The organism is Hymenobacter lapidarius, from assembly GCF_001816145.1.
Lineage (GTDB): Bacteria > Bacteroidota > Bacteroidia > Cytophagales > Hymenobacteraceae > Hymenobacter > Hymenobacter lapidarius.
Genome location: NZ_MDZB01000093.1, coordinates 24,078 through 40,250 on the forward strand (window position 1 = coordinate 24,078; position 16,173 = coordinate 40,250).

The 16,173-nt window shown below is 63.3% G+C and carries 11 protein-coding genes; all 11 read left to right on the forward strand.

The annotated features are described in order from the left end of the window. Positions 1-290: 290 nt before the first annotated feature. The 11 genes from BEN47_RS07005 (at position 291) to BEN47_RS07045 (ending at position 15,944) form a co-directional block, all read left to right on the forward strand. Positions 291-3,512: a SusC/RagA family TonB-linked outer membrane protein gene (locus BEN47_RS07005; RefSeq protein ID WP_083322205.1), complete on the forward strand. Its 3,222-nt coding sequence runs from the start codon at positions 291-293 to the stop codon at positions 3,510-3,512. Positions 3,513-3,603: 91 nt separating this feature from the next. Continuing rightward, positions 3,604-4,002, forward strand: a complete 399-nt coding sequence (locus BEN47_RS20195; protein ID WP_125921552.1) for a hypothetical protein — start codon at positions 3,604-3,606, stop codon at positions 4,000-4,002. Beyond that, positions 3,999-5,108, forward strand: a complete 1,110-nt coding sequence (locus tag BEN47_RS07010; protein WP_125921553.1) for a RagB/SusD family nutrient uptake outer membrane protein — start codon at positions 3,999-4,001, stop codon at positions 5,106-5,108. The genes BEN47_RS20195 and BEN47_RS07010 overlap by 4 nt, the downstream gene beginning before the upstream one ends. A 124-nt stretch (positions 5,109-5,232) precedes the next feature. Further along, positions 5,233-7,101, forward strand: coding sequence for a glycoside hydrolase family 2 protein (locus BEN47_RS07015; RefSeq protein WP_204378289.1), 1,869 nt, complete (start codon positions 5,233-5,235; stop codon positions 7,099-7,101). Positions 7,102-7,172: 71 nt separating this feature from the next. Then, a complete protein-coding gene (locus tag BEN47_RS07020) occupies positions 7,173-8,675 on the forward strand; it encodes an agarase (RefSeq protein ID WP_125921554.1) in 1,503 nt (500 codons plus the stop codon). A gap of 21 nt (positions 8,676-8,696) precedes the next feature. Then, positions 8,697-9,767, forward strand: a complete 1,071-nt coding sequence (locus BEN47_RS07025; RefSeq protein ID WP_083322208.1) for an endo-1,4-beta-xylanase — start codon at positions 8,697-8,699, stop codon at positions 9,765-9,767. Between the two features lie 350 nt (positions 9,768-10,117). After that, positions 10,118-12,358 carry a beta-glucosidase BglX gene (gene bglX / locus BEN47_RS07030; protein ID WP_070726650.1) on the forward strand — a complete coding sequence of 747 codons (2,241 nt, stop codon included), beginning with the start codon at positions 10,118-10,120 and terminating at the stop codon, positions 12,356-12,358. Between the two features lie 13 nt (positions 12,359-12,371). Next, positions 12,372-13,250: an SDR family oxidoreductase gene (locus BEN47_RS07035; protein ID WP_083322209.1), complete on the forward strand. Its 879-nt coding sequence runs from the start codon at positions 12,372-12,374 to the stop codon at positions 13,248-13,250. A 77-nt stretch (positions 13,251-13,327) separates the two neighbouring features. After that, positions 13,328-14,500 (forward strand): mannonate dehydratase, encoded by a 1,173-nt coding sequence (gene uxuA, locus BEN47_RS07040; RefSeq protein WP_070726655.1) that lies wholly within the window; start codon positions 13,328-13,330, stop codon positions 14,498-14,500. Positions 14,501-14,631: 131 nt separating this feature from the next. After that, a complete protein-coding gene (locus BEN47_RS22010; protein ID WP_239691526.1) occupies positions 14,632-14,886 on the forward strand; it encodes a hypothetical protein in 255 nt (84 codons plus the stop codon). Between the two features lie 23 nt (positions 14,887-14,909). Then, positions 14,910-15,944, forward strand: coding sequence for a sugar MFS transporter (locus BEN47_RS07045; RefSeq protein WP_239691527.1), 1,035 nt, complete (start codon positions 14,910-14,912; stop codon positions 15,942-15,944). The last annotated feature ends 229 nt before the right edge of the window (positions 15,945-16,173 follow it).

Sequence of the window (16,173 nt, forward strand, 5' to 3'; positions counted from 1 at the left end):
GAAATCAGCTTTAGTTCAGCTGCGAATGGCTGGGCAAGATACAAATCTCATACGGTACGTACCACAAAGCCTCTGAGTATGGCTTATTTACTGGAAACGTTTGCGTAAATAAAGCCTTGTTATTTTATTAAATAGCGGGAAACACTGTGGTAATTCGCAGGGCAATCGATGCGCGAAAGGGGCATTTAATACGCTCTTGCTGCCGCGCTAGCCACAGCCGAGCGACTACCCGAAGAGTAGTGCATCTGTTTTCGCAATCGTCACTCATCCGTCACAAACCCACCCACTTTATGAAGGCTACTCTACAACACGATTTTCGGCGTTGCCTGCGGCCGTTGGTGCTGTTGCCCGCGCTGAGCCTAAGTGTCAACGTCGCTCTCGCCGCATTTCCTCGCCCGGTAACGATTGCAGCCGCCACGCGGGCCGACGTGACCATCAGCGGGCAGGTGCTGGATGAGAAAGGCACGGGCCTGCCCGGCGTCAACGTCATTGTACGCGGCACCAGCAACGGCGCACAAACCGATGCCAGCGGCCGCTACACCATCGTGGCCCCCGAAAACGCCACGCTGGTCTTCACCTTTGTGGGCTACCTGGCCGAGGAAGTGGCTGTGAACGGCCGCACCACCATCAACTCCAGCCTCAAGCCCGATTCCAAGGCGCTGGAAGAAGTGGTGGTGGTGGGCTACGGGGTGCAGGAGAAAAAAATGCTGGCCACATCCATCGCCACCATTTCGGCCAAGCAGGTGGAGCTGCTGCCGGTGGCCTCGCCCTCCGAAGCATTGGTGGGCCTGGTGGCCGGCGCCCAGATTACGGAGCCTTCGGGCGAGCCCGGCGCGGGCGCGGTCATCCGCATTCGCGGCCTGGGCTCGATTTCGGCCGGCAACAACCCGCTGTACGTGGTGGACGGCTACCCGCTCAACAACCCCGACAGCTACTTCCAGATTCCGCCCGCCGACATCCAGAGCGTACAGGTGCTGAAGGACGCGGCGGCTTGCGCCATCTACGGCTCGCGGGGCGCCAATGGCATCGTGATTGTGACCACCAAGCGCGGCGCCACCGACGGCAAAACCCGCTTCAACTTCACGGCTAATACGGGCATTCAGCAGGTGGCCAAGCGCGTGGACCTGCTCAACCGCGACCAGTTCTTGGAGTACTTCAAGGAGTCGTACACCAACGCTGGCCGCGCTTTCACGGCCCCCATGACGGCGCTGTTTGCGCAAGACCAAAACAGCTTGCCCGATACCGACTGGCAGGATGAGATTTTCCAGACCGGCGTGCAGCAGCAGTACCAGCTGGGAGCCAGCGGCGGCACCGACAAGGCCCGCTTCTACATCTCGGGCGGCTATTTCAAGCAGACCGGCATTGTGCGGGGCTCAGGCTTCGAGCGTTTCTCGCTGCGTGCCAACTACGACGCCCAGCTGAGCCCCAAGCTGAAGCTGGGCCTGAGCCTGGCACCCAATTTCAGCCGCACCGACGTGGTGCCCACCACGGGCAGCTACAACGGCAGCAGCATCACCGGCGGCGGGCCCGCCGGCGAAACCGGCGCCGTCACGGCCGCCCTCATCATGGCGCCCATTGTGCCGGTGCGCCTGCCCAACGGCGACTACGCCGGCCTTCGCACCGGCAGCAACCAGGCCATCACCAACCCCGGCGACCTGCTGAGTCCGGTGGCCCCGCTGGACCTTTACCAGGACCGCAACAACGCCGTGCGTGCCCTGGGCTCGATGTTCCTCGATTTTGAGGTGCTCGAGGGCCTGCATCTGCGCACCAACTTCGGGTCCGAAATCATCAACTCTCGCCGGGGCATCTACGTGCCGGCCACGCTGGGCACCGCCAGCAACCAGAGCGCCAACCTCTCAAACCCCATCCTCAACAACGTGGATGCCCGCCGCCTGAACAGTACCAACCTGAACTGGGTGCTGGAGAACACGGCCACCTACAACCGCACTTTCGCCCTCGACCACAGCGTGACCCTGCTGGCCGGCTACGCGGCCCAGTACAACACGGCGGAGGGCAATACGGTGCTGGGCCAGGGCGGTACCTACACCAACACCAACATCGAATACCCTACGGCCGCCGGCCAGGTATTCGGCCAGGGTCTTTTTAATAACGAGAACGCGTTGACGTCGGTATTTGGCCGCTTCGACTACGCTTTCAAGGAGCGCTACATTCTGACCGCCGCGCTGCGGACGGACGGCTCGTCGCGCTTCGGCCCCGACAACCGCTACGCCACGTTCCCGTCGGTGGCCCTGGCGTGGCGCGTGGCCGAGGAGCCTTTTGTCAAGCAGTTTTCGTCCATTAGCGAGCTGAAGCTGCGCGCCAGCTACGGCGTGACCGGCAACAACAACATCGGCGATTACAACTACCAGGCGTACCAGGCCAGCGCCAACTACGTGTTCGGGGCCGGCACCGGGGCCCGCGCGTTCGGCTTCTCGCCCAACGGCGTGGCCATCCGCAACCTGAGCTGGGAAACCAACAAGCAATTCGACGCCGGCTTCGACCTGGGCCTGTTCCGCGACCGCATCTACCTGACCGTGGCCGCCTACCAGCGCAACACCACCGACCTGCTGCTGAACCGCAACATTCCGGCCCTGCTCGGCTTCTCGTCGCGGGCCCTGGCCAACGTGGGCGAGGTGCGCAACCGCGGCCTGGAGTTCCAGCTGAACACGGCCAACATCCAGGGCAGAGATTTCACCTGGAGTACGGCCGCCAACCTGTCGTTCAACCGCAACCAGGTAATTGCCCTGGCCGGTACCAATGAGCAGATTACGTTCGATGCCGTGTTTGGCTACGCCGGCTCCATTCGCGTGGTGCCGGGCCAGCCGCTGGGCGTGTTCTACGGCTACCAGCAGGAAGGCGTGTACATGAACCAGGCCGACATCGACAGCAGCCCGAAGTGGACCGGCAGCGGGACCGTGATTCGGCCCGGCGACCTGAAATTCAAGGACGTGAACGGCGACGGCCAGATTAACTCGGCCGACATCGGGGTCATCGGCAACCCGTTCCCGAAATTCACCTTCGGCGTGCAAAACACCCTCGGCTACAAGGCCTTCTCGCTGGCTTTCACGCTGCAGGGCTCGCAGGGCAACGACGTGCTGTACGGCTCCGACCGCTACGTGGTGAACGGCCAGGGCGGCACCAACGGCCGCACCAACCTGCTGAACCGCTGGCGCTCGCCCGAAAACCCTGGCGACGGCCAAACGCCGCTGGCCACCGTCAACGGCTCGCTCAAAACGGTGTTCAACTCCTACTACGTGCACGACGCCTCGTTTGTGCGCGTGCGCAACGTGACGCTACGCTACCAGGTGCCCAGCGCATTGGTGAAGCGCGCCAGCCTGCAGAGCCTGGGCATCTACACCAGCATCCAGAACCTGTACACGTTCACGAAATACTTCGGCTACAACCCCGAAGCCAACAACTACGGCAACACCACGTCGCCCACCTACGGCGTCGACCAAGGGGCGTTTCCGATGGCCCGCACCGTCACGCTGGGCGTGCAGTTGGGCTTCTAGTATAAGTGAGTAGGCCGTGTCATGCTTTATCTGGCGTCCGCCTGTCGAAGCATGACGGGCTTTCTCAATCAAAATCTTTATAATTCCCACCATGACTTTCCATAAATTTTTCGCGGGTGCTGGTGTTGTCACGCTGTTGGGCCTGGCCACTCTGGGCACCACTTCGTGTAGCAAGGACTTCATTGACCTGAACGACCCCACCCGCCTGCCCAGCGCGGAGGGCTACACCGATTCGCTGAGCATCGTGACCGGCGTGACGGCGGCTTATGCGTCGCTGCAGGACATGCACGGCAACGGCAGCAACCGGGGCCTGTTCGTCTACGCTGAAATCCCGTCTGATAACAGCTTCGCGCTGACTTCCGGCGAGCTGCTCAACGAGTTCAACGACTTCACCTTATCCAGCATCAACCCGCGCTTGCAGAGCCAGTGGCAGGTTACCTACCGCGCCATTGCCCGCTGCAACGTCATCCTGAACCGGGCCGCGCCGTGAAACTCACCGACGCCACGCGCAACCGCTTCTACGGCGAAGTGCGCTTTATCCGGGCGCTGGCCTACTTCAACGCGGTGCGAATTTGGGGCGATGTTCCGCTGGTAACCAGCGAAATCACGTCCATTGCCGACGCCTACAAGTTTGGCCGGGCCCCCAAGGCCGAAGTGTACGCTCAGATGGAGCAAGACCTGGCGTTTGCCGAAGCCAACCTGCCCACCACCTTCACCGGCGCCAACCTGGGCCGCATTACCAAAGGCGCCGCCCAGGGCTTGCTGGGCAAAGTGCTGCTCACCCAGAAGAAACACGCCGATGCCGCCGTGGCCCTGAAAAAGGTCATTGATGCCAATACCTACGCGCTGCAGGCCAGCTACGCCAACATCTTTTTGACCACCAATGAGATGAACAGCGAAATTCTGGCCGCTGCGCGCTACACCAAAGGCGGCCTGGGCGTGGGCAGTTCCTTCAGCACGTGGTTTATGCCGGTGCTGCCGGCGGCCGTGGCCCTCACCGTAAACGGCAACGTGGGCGTGGGCCAGCAGTATAATTCGGTAGACCCCGACCTGGTGGCCGCCTTCACGGCTAGCGGCGCCACCGACGTGCGGGCCGCCGCTTCGTTCGGCGCTTCCACGGTCGGGACCGTCACCCAGTTCTTCACCAGGAAGTACGCCGACGTACCCACCAGCGCCTTTGACGCCGAAAACGACTGGATTATCCTGCGCTACGCCGACGTGCTGCTGATGTACGCCGAAGCCGTGAACGAGCAAAGCGGCCCCAACGCCCTGGCGCTCGACGCCGTGAACCGCGTTATCCGCCGCTCGCGCAACCTGCCCGTGGCCACCGCCGCCCCCACGGTTGACCTACCCGCCAGCATCAGCCAGCCTGCTCTGCGTACCCGCCTGGAGCTGGAGCGCCGCCTGGAATTGAATTTTGAAGGCCACCGCTGGTTTGACCTGGTGCGCACCGACCGCGCCATCCCCGTGATGAATGCTTTCTTCATGCGTACCAACTCGGCCAGCCGCATCGACGCCCGCAAGCTGGTGTTCCCGGTTCCGATTCAGGAAATCCAGACCAACCCAATTCTTACACAGAACGAGGGTTACCTGTAGCCATTTGGTGAGTGAGATGGTGAAGGTTTGCACAACGGTGCCCGGCTGCTGCAACGGCCAGGTGCCGCGCAAGCTCTCACCACTTCGCTTGAAACAGTTTCTCGTTTTCCTTTCCTGCCTACCCATGACCCCACCCAACCTGCTGAAGATGTTGCCAGCTGTCCTTTTGGTGCTAGCGGGCCTCTTGTTAGGCTCGCCAGCACATTCCCAAACCACCCTGCTGCAAAACGCGCCGGGCCGGAGCGTGCTCAGCCTGAACGGCCGCTGGAACTACATCATCGACCCCTACGAAAACGGTTTTTACGACTACCGCCGCGAAGCTTTCGACCAATCCAAGTCGGGCAAGGGCGGCTACTACGACAACCAGAAGCCCAGCTCCAAGCAGGAAGAAGAGCTGATTGAGTACGACTTCGACCAGTCGGCCGGCATGCAGATTCCGGGCGACTGGAACTCGCAGGACCCCAGGCTGCTCTACTACGAAGGCACCGTCTGGTACAAGAAAAGCTTCAGGCTGATGCCTAAAGCGGGCAAGCGCTACTTCATCTACTTCGGCGCGATTAACTACGAGTCGCACATTTACCTGAACGGCAGGAAGCTGGGCATGCACAAGGGCGGCTTCACGCCGATTCAGTACGACATCACCAGCCAGCTGAGCGCCACCGGCGACAACTTCGTTGTGGTGAAGGCCGACAATACCCGCCGCCCCGAGGAGGTGCCCACTATCAACACCGATTGGTGGAACTACGGCGGCATCACCCGTGACGTCTTCGTGGCCGAAACGCCGGCCACCTTCATCAACGACTACAAAGTGCAACTGGCCAAGGATGCGCCCGGCACCCTGGCGGGCTTCGTGCAGCTCAGCGGCGAGGGCAAAGCCAACCAGACCGTGACCCTGATCATTGCCGAAGCCGGCATCAAACACAACCTGAAGACCGACGCCGAAGGCCGCGCCACCATCAGTATTCCCGCCAAAAACCTCAAAATGTGGTCGCCGCAGAGCCCCAAACTCTACGCCGTGAGTTTGAGCAGTGGGGGAGATGCCGTGCAGGACAAGATTGGCTTCCGCACCATCCAAACCAAGGGGCAGGACATTCTGCTGAACGGCAAGTCCATCTACATGCGCGGCATTTCCATGCACGACGAGAACCCGCTCATCCCCGGCCGCGCCCGCGGCGAAGGCGACCTGCGCATGCTGCTGACCTGGGCCAAGGAACTGGGCTGCAACTACGTGCGCCTGGCCCACTACCCGCACAACGAAACCATGCTCAAGCTAGCCGATGAAATGGGCCTGCTGGTCTGGGCCGAAGTGCCGGTCTACTGGACCATTGCCTGGACCAACCCCGCCACCTACCAGAACGCCGAAGCCCAGCTCTCGGACCTTATTTCGATGGGAAAAAACCGGGCCAGCGTGGTGGTGTGGTCCGTGGGCAACGAAACCCCGCTCGGCGACCCGCGCCTGGCCTTCATGACCAACCTTGTGAAAAAAGCCCGCAGCTTGGACGATACCCGCCTGATTGCGGCCGCCCTGGAGCTGCACCGCACCCCCGACAACGTGGTGCACGTGGACGACCCGCTGGGCGAGTCCCTGGACCTGACCAGCTTCAACGAGTATGCTGGCTGGTACTGGGGCGGCAAGCCCAGCGAAATCACCAGGTACACCTTCGATATTAAATACAACAAGCCGGTGGTGGTGAGCGAGTTCGGCGGCGATGCCCTGGCCGGCTACCACGGCGACGCCGAAACCCGCTGGAGCGAGGAGTATCAGGAAGCACTTTATCAGAATCAAATCAAGATGCTGAGCACCATCAAGGGCCTGCGTGGCATGACGCCCTGGATTCTGGCCGACTTCCGCGCCACCCGCCGCCAGCACCCGGTTTATCAGAACGGCTTCAACCGCAAGGGACTGATTTCCAGCACGGGCACCAAGAAGAAGGCTTACTACGTGCTGCAGGAATACTACCGGCAGATGGCGGCTAAATACGACGGGAAATAATGATGAGGATGATAAACCAAATCTGCCAGGCGTTCGCCTCACCCCCCGGCCCCCTCTCCGGTGGAGAGGGGGTGCGTTCAACGATTCTTGCATATGGCTTCCCCTCTCCACCGGAGAGGGGGCCGGGGGGTGAGGCGCGGCGCCTGCTGACAGCCGCGCTACTCCTGTTCACCCTCACCCCCGCCGCCCAGGCCCAGGCCCGCGACAGCGCCGAGTACACCCTGCGCGTAGCCGCCAAAAAGACCATCAACAACTCCACCATCGACGGCAAAGCCGGCTTTGCGGAGTACAAAAACTACCCCACGCGCACCATTGCCCAATTGCAGGGTTTCGTGCCGGCCACCGTGAAACTGAGCAAGTACGGCGGGCGCCTCGACAAGCGTACCAAAGCCACCGGCTTCTTCCACGTAAAGAAGATGGACGGGCGCTGGTGGGCCGTGGACCCCGAAGGCTACTACTTCCTGCACAATGCCCCGAACGCCGTTAGCCACGGCACATCGGAGCGCACGAAGAAGGCGTTACAGGAAAAGTACGGCAATGCGGCCGGCTGGATGACGGCCACCCGCAAGTTTCTGTTTGCCAATGGCTTCAACGGGGCCGGGGCGTGGTCGGCCACCAAGGAAATTCAGGCGGAAAACGCCAGGGCCGACCGGCCGCTGGCGTACACCATCAATCTGGATTTTATGAGCAAATACGGGGACAAGCGCGGCGGCACCTACGTGCAGCCCGGCCACAAAGGCTACCCCAACGACGTTATTTTCGCCTTCGACCCGGGTTTTGAAGCTTTTGCCGAGCAGCACGCCAAACAGCTGGCCAAGAACAGGAAAGACAAGAACCTGTTCGGCTATTTCTCCGACAACGAAATGCCGCTGCTGCGCAAAAACCTAGACGGCTACCTGACCCTGCCCGTGACCGAACCCGGCTACGTGGCGGCCAAAAAATGGGCCGACGAGCGCGGCATCACCCTGGCCACCATCACCGACCAAAACCGGCAGGATTTTCTGGCTTTCGCGGCCGAAAAGTACTTTTCCATCGTGGCCAAGGCTATAAAGAAGTACGACCCCAACCACCTGTACCTGGGCTGCCGCTTCCACGGTGCCCAGCGCTACTACCCGGAGCTGATGAAGGTGGCCGGCAAATACCTGGATGCCGTGAGCATCAACTATTACAACAACTGGACGCCCGAAAAACGCTGGGTGGCCGAGTGGGAGCAGTCGGCCGGTAAGCCCTTTCTCATCACAGAATGGTACGTGAAGGGCGAAGATGCCCCCGGCCTGGCCAACACCGCTGGCGCTGGCTGGGTGGTGAAGACCCAGGCCGACCGCGGCCTGTTCTACCAGAATTTCACGCTGGGTTTGCTAGAATCGAAGAATTGCGTGGGCTGGCACTGGTTTAAGTACCAGGACAACGACCCCACCATCGTGGGCGCCGAGCCCTCGAACACCAATGCCAACAAAGGCATCGTGAACAACTACCTGGAGCCTTACACCCCGCTCCTGGACAAGATGCGCGAGCTGAACCTGCAGATGTACCCACTGGCCGACTTTTTCGACCAGCGCACGCCGCAGCCTTAACCCAAGAACACCACCCCCCGCATGAAATACCCGATTCTTCTTTGTGTGCTGAGCTTCTTTCTGCTGACGCAGTGCGGGAAAAAAAAATCAACTCCCACCCCCGCGCCGCCCGCTGCTCCGGCCCCCTTCACGGGCACGCTAAGGAGCATTTCCCCGTTTCCATTCGGCGGGGCCGTCAACGCCAGCCTGCTCCGCAACCGCCCTTCCTACAGCCAGCTGGCGGCCAAAGAGTACAGCAGCATCACGGCCGAAAACGCCATGAAGATGAACGCGCTGCGGCCAACCGCCACCAGCTTCAACTTCACCGATGCCGAATACATCGTCGACTTCGCCCGCCAGAACAACGCCCGCGTGCACGGCCACACCCTCAACTGGTACACTTCCCTGCCGAGTTGGGTCACCAACTTCTCGGGTGATTCCACGGCCTGGGAAAACCTGCTGCGCACCCACATCACCACCGTCGTTACGCACTTTCGCGGCAAAGTGGCCTCCTGGGATGTGGTGAACGAGGCCTTCGAAGACACCGGCGTGCTGCGCAACAGCATCTGGGTGCGGCACCTGGGCCCCGACTACATCGCCCGGGCGTTTCAGTACGCTGCCGCCGCCGACCCCGCCGCGCGGCTCTTCTACAATGACTACGGCCACGAGTACAGCACCGCCAAGCGCACCGCCATCTTCGCCCTGGTCGCCAGCCTGCGCAGCCGCGGCATTCCCATTCACGGGATAGGCATGCAGTTCCACACCAGCAGTAACATCAGCGACGCGCAGCTGGCCAGCACCATTGCCCAGGCTGGCCAGACCGGCCTGCTGGTGCACATTTCCGAGCTTGATATTTCAATGAACCCCAGCAAGGCGACCACGGCCACCTTCACGCCAGCCCTGGCCGCCGCCCAAAAGGTGAAGTACAAAGCCGTGACCACGGCCTTCCGGGCCCTGCCCGCCGCCCAGCGCTTCGGCATTACCACCTGGAACGTGGCCGACGCCGACACCTGGCGACGCGGCAACTGCAGCTGCCCCGAGTGGCCGCTGCCCTTCGACGACAACTACCAGCGCAAACCCGCCTACGACGGCATCGTGGAAGCCTTGCAATAGAGAAAAGAACGTCATGCTGAGCTTGCCGAAGCATCTCTACCTCGGGAGTAATCAATTTGCCTTCCCAACGAAGCGGTAGAGATGCTTCGACAAGCTCAGCATGACGGTCTGTTTTGGCTTTGATACCCGTTCTAAAATTCAAACAGTAAAAGTTCAAAAAAAACGGAGCTTATCTGGCGGCTGCCTCTTCCATCGGGAAAATGGGATAGGCAGCCAGTCCGGCCGGAAACCCGCCTTGCACGAAGGTGAGTGCGTGCAAACCAGGCACCGGCCCGGGCTCGTTGCGGCAGGCAGCCGCCAGTAGGCTCCGTATGATTATCCATTGGCCTCGCGGCCCCGTTTTTTCTTTGATGCGCTTTCAATTTTCTTGCCTTTTACTCCTCACAGGTCTGCTGCTGGCCAGCGGTTCCGCGGGCGCGCAGCCAAGCGACGCGGCCGGCACCGAGCAGCGCATCAGCACGTTGCTGGCGCAGATGACGCTGGCTGAGAAGGTAGGGCAGCTCACGCAGTACTCGGGGCGGCAGCTGACGGGGCCGGCCAGCGACCGCAAAACCGATTTGCTCAACAGCATCCGTAGCGGCTTGGTGGGCTCGATGCTGAACGTGACCGGCGTGCAGGCCACCCGCGAGGTACAGGCCGAGGCCCTGAAATCGCGCCTGAAAATTCCCCTGCTGTTCGGGCTCGACGTGATTCACGGCTACCAGACGGTGTTTCCCATTCCGCTGGCCGAAGCGGCGTCGTGGGATATGGCCGCCATCCGGCAGGGCGCGCACGTGGCGGCCCGCGAAGCCGCCGCCGCCGGCCAGCACTGGACGTTTGCCCCGATGGTGGACGTGGCCCGCGACCCGCGCTGGGGCCGCGTGATGGAAGGCGCCGGCGAAGACGCCTACCTGGGCGCGCAGATTGCGCGGGCCCGCGTGCTGGGCTTCCAGGGCGAGCGGCTGGGCGGCACCGACGCTATCATGGCCTGCGCCAAGCACTTTGCGGCCTACGGCGCCGCCACCGCCGGCCGCGACTACAACGCCGTGGACCTGAGCGACCAACAGCTTTGGGAAACCTACCTGCCGCCCTTCAAAGCCGCCGTGGATGCCGGTGTGGCCACGTTCATGAACTCCTTCAACACCCTGAACGGGGTGCCCGCCACCGGCAACAAGTACCTGCAGCGCGACATTCTGAAAGGCCAGTGGAAGTACCAGGGCTTCGTGGTGAGCGACTGGGGCTCCATCGGCGAGATGGTGCCCTGGGGCTACGCCCGCGACCCGGCCGATGCCGCCCAAAAAGCCATAACCGCCGGCTCCGACATGGACATGGAAAGCGACGCCTACCGCAACCACCTGGCCCAGCTGGTGAAGGACGGCAAAGTGGAAACCGCCCTCGTAGACGACGCCGTGCGCCGCATTTTGCGCAAGAAATTCGAGCTGGGCCTGTTCGACGACCCCTACAAGTTTTCGGACCTGAAGCGCGAAAAGCAAGTCCTCAGCGACCCGCAACACCGCGTGGCCGCCCGCCAGATGGCCGAAAAGTCGCTGGTGCTGCTTAAGAATCAGAACAACACGTTGCCCCTGGGCAAGCAGCACCGCACCGTGGCCCTCATCGGCCCGCTGGCTAAGTCGCGCCGCGACCTCGACGGCAGCTGGGCCCTGAACGCCGACACCACGCTCATTACCTCGTTTTATGACGGCTTGGCGAAGCGCGTGGGAGCCGGTACGCGGCTGGCGTACGCCAAGGGCTGCAACGTGCAGGGCGACTCCCGCGCCGGCTTTGCCGCCGCCGTGGCCGCCGCCCAAACCGCTGATGTAGTGGTGCTGGCCGTGGGCGAAACCTGGGAAATGAGCGGCGAGGCCAAGTCGCGCACCGACCTTCACCTGCCCGGCGTGCAGGAAGAGCTGTTCCAGGCCCTGAAAGCCACCGGCAAGCCCGTGGTCGTGGTAATTTTCGGCGGCCGGCCGCTGATTTTCGACGCCATTGCCGAGCAGGCCGACGCCATTCTTTACGCCTGGTGGCCGGGCGCGGAGGGCGGCCCCGCCCTGGCCAACGTGCTCTACGGCGACTACAACCCGGCCGGCAAGCTGCCCATGACGTTTCCGCGCAACGCCGGCCAGATTCCCATCAGCTACCAGCAGTACAACACCGGCCGACCCATCACCAAGCCCGGCGAAATCCGCTACAAGTCGGCCTACCTCGACGCGCCCAACACGCCGCGCTACGCCTTCGGCCACGGCCTGAGCTACACCACGTTCAGGTACGACAACCTGCAACTCAGCCAGCCCACCCTGACGGCCGACCAGAGCGTGCGCGTGCAGTTCCGCATCACCAACACCGGCACCCGCGCCGGCGAGGAGGTGGCGCAGCTCTACCTGCACGACGTGGTGGCCTCCGTAGCCCGGCCGCTGAAGGAGCTGAAGGGCTTCCAGAAGCTGGCCCTCAAGCCTGGTGAAAGCCAGACCGTCACCTTCACCATCGACCGCGCCACGCTCTCCTTCTACAACCAGCAGCTCGCCTGGGCCGCCGAGCCCGGCGACTTCCGGCTGTTCATCGGCAGCGCCTCCGACGACACCCGCCTGGAAGGCAAACTCACGCTCGTACCCTAATCCTATCCCGCTTATGCTTCCCCTCGCGCTAGAATCTTTGCCGGCCGCCCATGATGGCGCCGCGCCGCGCCGCTCGGCACTCGACCAGTTTTCGCTGCGCGACCGGGTTATCGTCATTACCGGGGCCACCGGAGTGCTGGGCGAAAGCATGTCGCTGGCCGTGGCCGAAGCCGGGGCCAAAGTGGCCGTGCTGGGCCGTGACGCCGGGCGCGCCGCCGCCCGCGTGGCCGCTATCCGGGCCGGGGGCGGCACGGCCATGTCGGTGCTGGCCGACGTGCTCGACGAGGGCCAGATGCACGCCGCCTGCTCGGAAATAGTGGATACCTGGGGCACCGTGGACGGGCTGGTGAACGCGGCCGGCGGCAACCTGCCCGGCGCCACCGTGGGCCCCGACCAGGACTTGTTCGACCTGAACATCGCCCAAACCCGCGCGGCGGTGGACCTGAACCTGTTCGGCACCGTGATTCCGACCACCGTGTTCGGCCGCGTAATGGCGGCGCACGGCCGGGGCTCCATCGTCAACGTGTCGTCGCTCACCGCGCAGCGGCCCCTGACGCGGGTGCTGGGCTACACCATGGCCAAAAAAGCCATCGAGGCCTACACCCAATGGATGGCCACCGAGCTGGGCCTGCGCTACGGCGGGGCCCTGCGCATGAACGCCATCGCGCCCGGCGTGTTCCTCACCGAGCAAAACCGCCACCTGCTGCTGCACCCCGACGGCACGCCCACCGAGCGGGCCGGCAAAATCATCGCCGCCACGCCCTTCCAGCGCTTCGGCCAGCCCGAGGAGCTCACCGGCACGCTCATCTACCTGCTCAGCGACGCCTCGCGCTTCGTCACCGGCGAAACGGTGATGGTGGACGGCGGCTTCAACGCTTACAGCGGGGTATGATTTTCTAGTGTCGAACGAATAATAACCGTCTTGCTGAGCGCAGCTGATGCATGACGGTTGTTGATAAGCCAGATAAAATGCCCATACTCCAAAGCTGGCGCTGGTACGGCCCCACCGACCCGGTTAGCCTCGCCGATATCCGCCAGGCCGGCGCCACCGGCGTGGTGACGGCCCTGCACCACATTCCCAACGGGGAAGTCTGGCCGATGGCCGAAATTCAGCAGCGGCAAGCCGAGGTGGCCGCCGCCGGCCTCACCTGGAGCGTGGTGGAAAGCGTGCCAGTGCCCGAATCCATCAAAACCCGCAGCGGCGACTACGTGCGGCACATCGCCAACTACCAGGAGTCGCTGCGCAACATAGCGGCCTGCGGCATCGGCACCGTGACGTACAATTTCATGCCCGTGCTGGACTGGACGCGCACCGACCTGGCCTACGAAGTCGAGGACGGCTCCAAGGCGCTGCGGTTCGAGAAAGCGGCTTTTGTGGCGTTTGATGCGCTGTTGCTCCGGCGGCGCGGAGCCGCGCTGGACTACACGCCCGAAGAAATGGCCCGCGCCGAAAGCCGCCTAGCCGAGATGAGCGACGCGGAGCAGCTCCAGCTCCAGCGCAACATCATTGCCGGGCTGCCGGGCAGCGAGGAGAGCTTCACCCTGGCGCAGTTTCAGCAGGCGTTGGACGCGTACGCGGGCATCGACGCCGCGCAGCTGCGGCACCACCTGATTCTGTTTCTGCGGGAGATTGTGCCGGTGGCGGAGGAAGTGGGCCTCAACCTCGCCCTTCACCCCGACGACCCGCCCTACCCCATCCTGGGGTTGCCGCGGGTAGTGAGCACTGCCGCCGACGTGGCCGCGCTGGCGACGGCCGTCCCTTCGCCGCGCAACGGCCTGTGTTTCTGCACCGGCTCGTTCGGCGTGCGGGCGGATAATGACCTGCCCGCCATGGTGCGCCAGTTCGCCGACCGCATTCACTTCATTCACTTGCGCAGCACCCAACGCGACGAGCACGGCAATTTCTACGAAGCCAACCACCTTGAAGGCGACGTGGACATGTACGCCGTGATGCGTGAGCTCATTGCCGTGATGCGCCAGCGGGGCACCCGGCTGCCCATGCGCCCCGACCACGGCCACCAGATGCTCGACGACCTGCGCAAAAAGACCAATCCCGGCTATTCGGCCATCGGCCGCCTGCGCGGACTAGCCGAACTGCGCGGCCTGGAAATGGGTGTCGAGCGCAGCATAATGGAAGCTTAGACACCCTAACAATCGTCCGGTGCCACTGCGGTTGGCGCTGAACACCCGGCGTTTAGCCATTGGAAGTCGGTAGCATTTTCCACTTTTGGGCCACATCCGACCACTGCTTTTACATTTTTCCTTCCTCCCATATGGCCACTGCTTCGTTTCTGCCTGCTCCGTCCACCTCAGCCGTAGTGCCCGGCCAGGCCGCCCCCCGCTACACCTCGGCGCTGGCCTCGCTCACGGTGCTGTTTTTCATGATGGGGTTCATCACCTGCCTCAACGACATCCTCATTCCCTACCTCAAGGGGTTGTTCACGCTGAGCTACGCCAAGGTGAACCTGGTGAACTTCTGCTTTTTCGGGGCCTACCTCGTGATGGGCGTGCCGGCGGCCGGGTGGTGAAGCGCTTTGGTTATAAGCGCGGCATGTTGCTGGGCTTTCTGGTGGCGGCGCTGGGCTGCTTCCTGTTTTACCCGGCCGCCGCCAGCCGCACGTTCGAGCTGTTTCTGGGGGCGCTGTTCGTGCTGGCCACGGGCATCGTGCTGCTGCAGGTGGCCGGCAACCCCTACGTGGCCATCCTGGGCCCGCCCGAAACGGCGTCGTCGCGCCTCACCCTCACGCAGGCGTTTAATTCGCTGGCCACCGCCATTGCCCCGGCCCTGGGCGCGGCCCTCATCCTGTCGCGGCTGCCCGACCTGAAAAAGATGACCGCCGCGCAAGCCGCCGCGCTCGACGTGGCGCCGGTGCAACTGCTTTACCTGGGCATCGGCGGGGTGCTGGTAGGAATCAGCCTGCTGCTAAGCTTTCTGAAGCTGCCCCAAGTGGCCCACGCCCCGGCCCCGACCGGCGACCCGCAGCGGCCCTGGCACTTCCGCCACCTGCTGCTGGGCCTGGTGGGCATCTTCACCTACGTGGGCGCCGAAGTGGCCATCGGCTCGCACCTGGTGAGCTACCTCAACCAGCCCGAGGTGATGAACCTGTCGGCGCAGGCTGCCGGCGAGCAGGTGAGCTACTACTGGGGCGGGGCCATGGTGGGCCGCTTCCTGGGCGTGGCCCTGCTGCGCATCTTCCGGCCGGGCCGGGTGCTGGCCTGCGCCGCCATCGGGGCCATCGTGCTGGTGCTGGTTTCGGTGAATACCGGCGGCGAAGTGGCCATGTGGAGCCTGCTGGCCGCGGGCCTGATGAACTCCATCATGTTTCCCACCATCTTCACGCTGGCCGTAGCCGGCCTGGGCCGCCACACCGAAGAAGCCTCCGGGCTGCTTTCGGCGGCTATAGTGGGCGGGGCCATTGTGCCGCCGCTGTTCGGCCTGCTGGCCGACAGCCAGCTGGGCGGCGGCGGGGTGCATGCGCTGCGGCTGGCTTTTGTGCTGCCGGTGCTGTGCTACGCCTACATTTTCTGGTACGGCCTGCGGGGCCACGTGCCCCAAGCGACCCGCAACGCCCCGGCAGCGGGGTAGGCCACTGTGTTCAAGTCGTAGGAACTGCGCAAATCGCCAATAAGCGACGGTTCAAACCGCAACGAGGGAACCAGGCTGCGCGGCTTGGTTCCCTCGTTGCGGTTTCGCGTACCCCGTGCAGCAATCAGTTGGTTAGGCAAACAACGAGACGTGCGCTTGCCTGGGATGTCGTGTGCGTCCGCCTCGTGCGCCGGTGGGTTGTTTGGCCTAGTTGGCAGCGAAGCCCACG

Bases quoted from the DNA above. Each gene is read 5' to 3' on its own strand.
- BEN47_RS07005 (WP_083322205.1), top strand. From the start codon at position 291: ATGAAGGCTACTCTACAACACGATTTTCGGCGTTGCCTGCGGCCGTTG.
- BEN47_RS20195 (WP_125921552.1), top strand. From the start codon at position 3,604: ATGACTTTCCATAAATTTTTCGCGGGTGCTGGTGTTGTCACGCTGTTG.
- BEN47_RS07015 (WP_204378289.1), top strand. From the start codon at position 5,233: ATGACCCCACCCAACCTGCTGAAGATGTTGCCAGCTGTCCTTTTGGTG.
- BEN47_RS07025 (WP_083322208.1), top strand. From the start codon at position 8,697: ATGAAATACCCGATTCTTCTTTGTGTGCTGAGCTTCTTTCTGCTGACG.
- bglX (WP_070726650.1), top strand. From the start codon at position 10,118: ATGCGCTTTCAATTTTCTTGCCTTTTACTCCTCACAGGTCTGCTGCTG.
- BEN47_RS07035 (WP_083322209.1), top strand. From the start codon at position 12,372: ATGCTTCCCCTCGCGCTAGAATCTTTGCCGGCCGCCCATGATGGCGCC.
- uxuA (WP_070726655.1), top strand. From the start codon at position 13,328: ATGCCCATACTCCAAAGCTGGCGCTGGTACGGCCCCACCGACCCGGTT.
- BEN47_RS22010 (WP_239691526.1), top strand. From the start codon at position 14,632: ATGGCCACTGCTTCGTTTCTGCCTGCTCCGTCCACCTCAGCCGTAGTG.
- BEN47_RS07045 (WP_239691527.1), top strand. From the start codon at position 14,910: ATGTTGCTGGGCTTTCTGGTGGCGGCGCTGGGCTGCTTCCTGTTTTAC.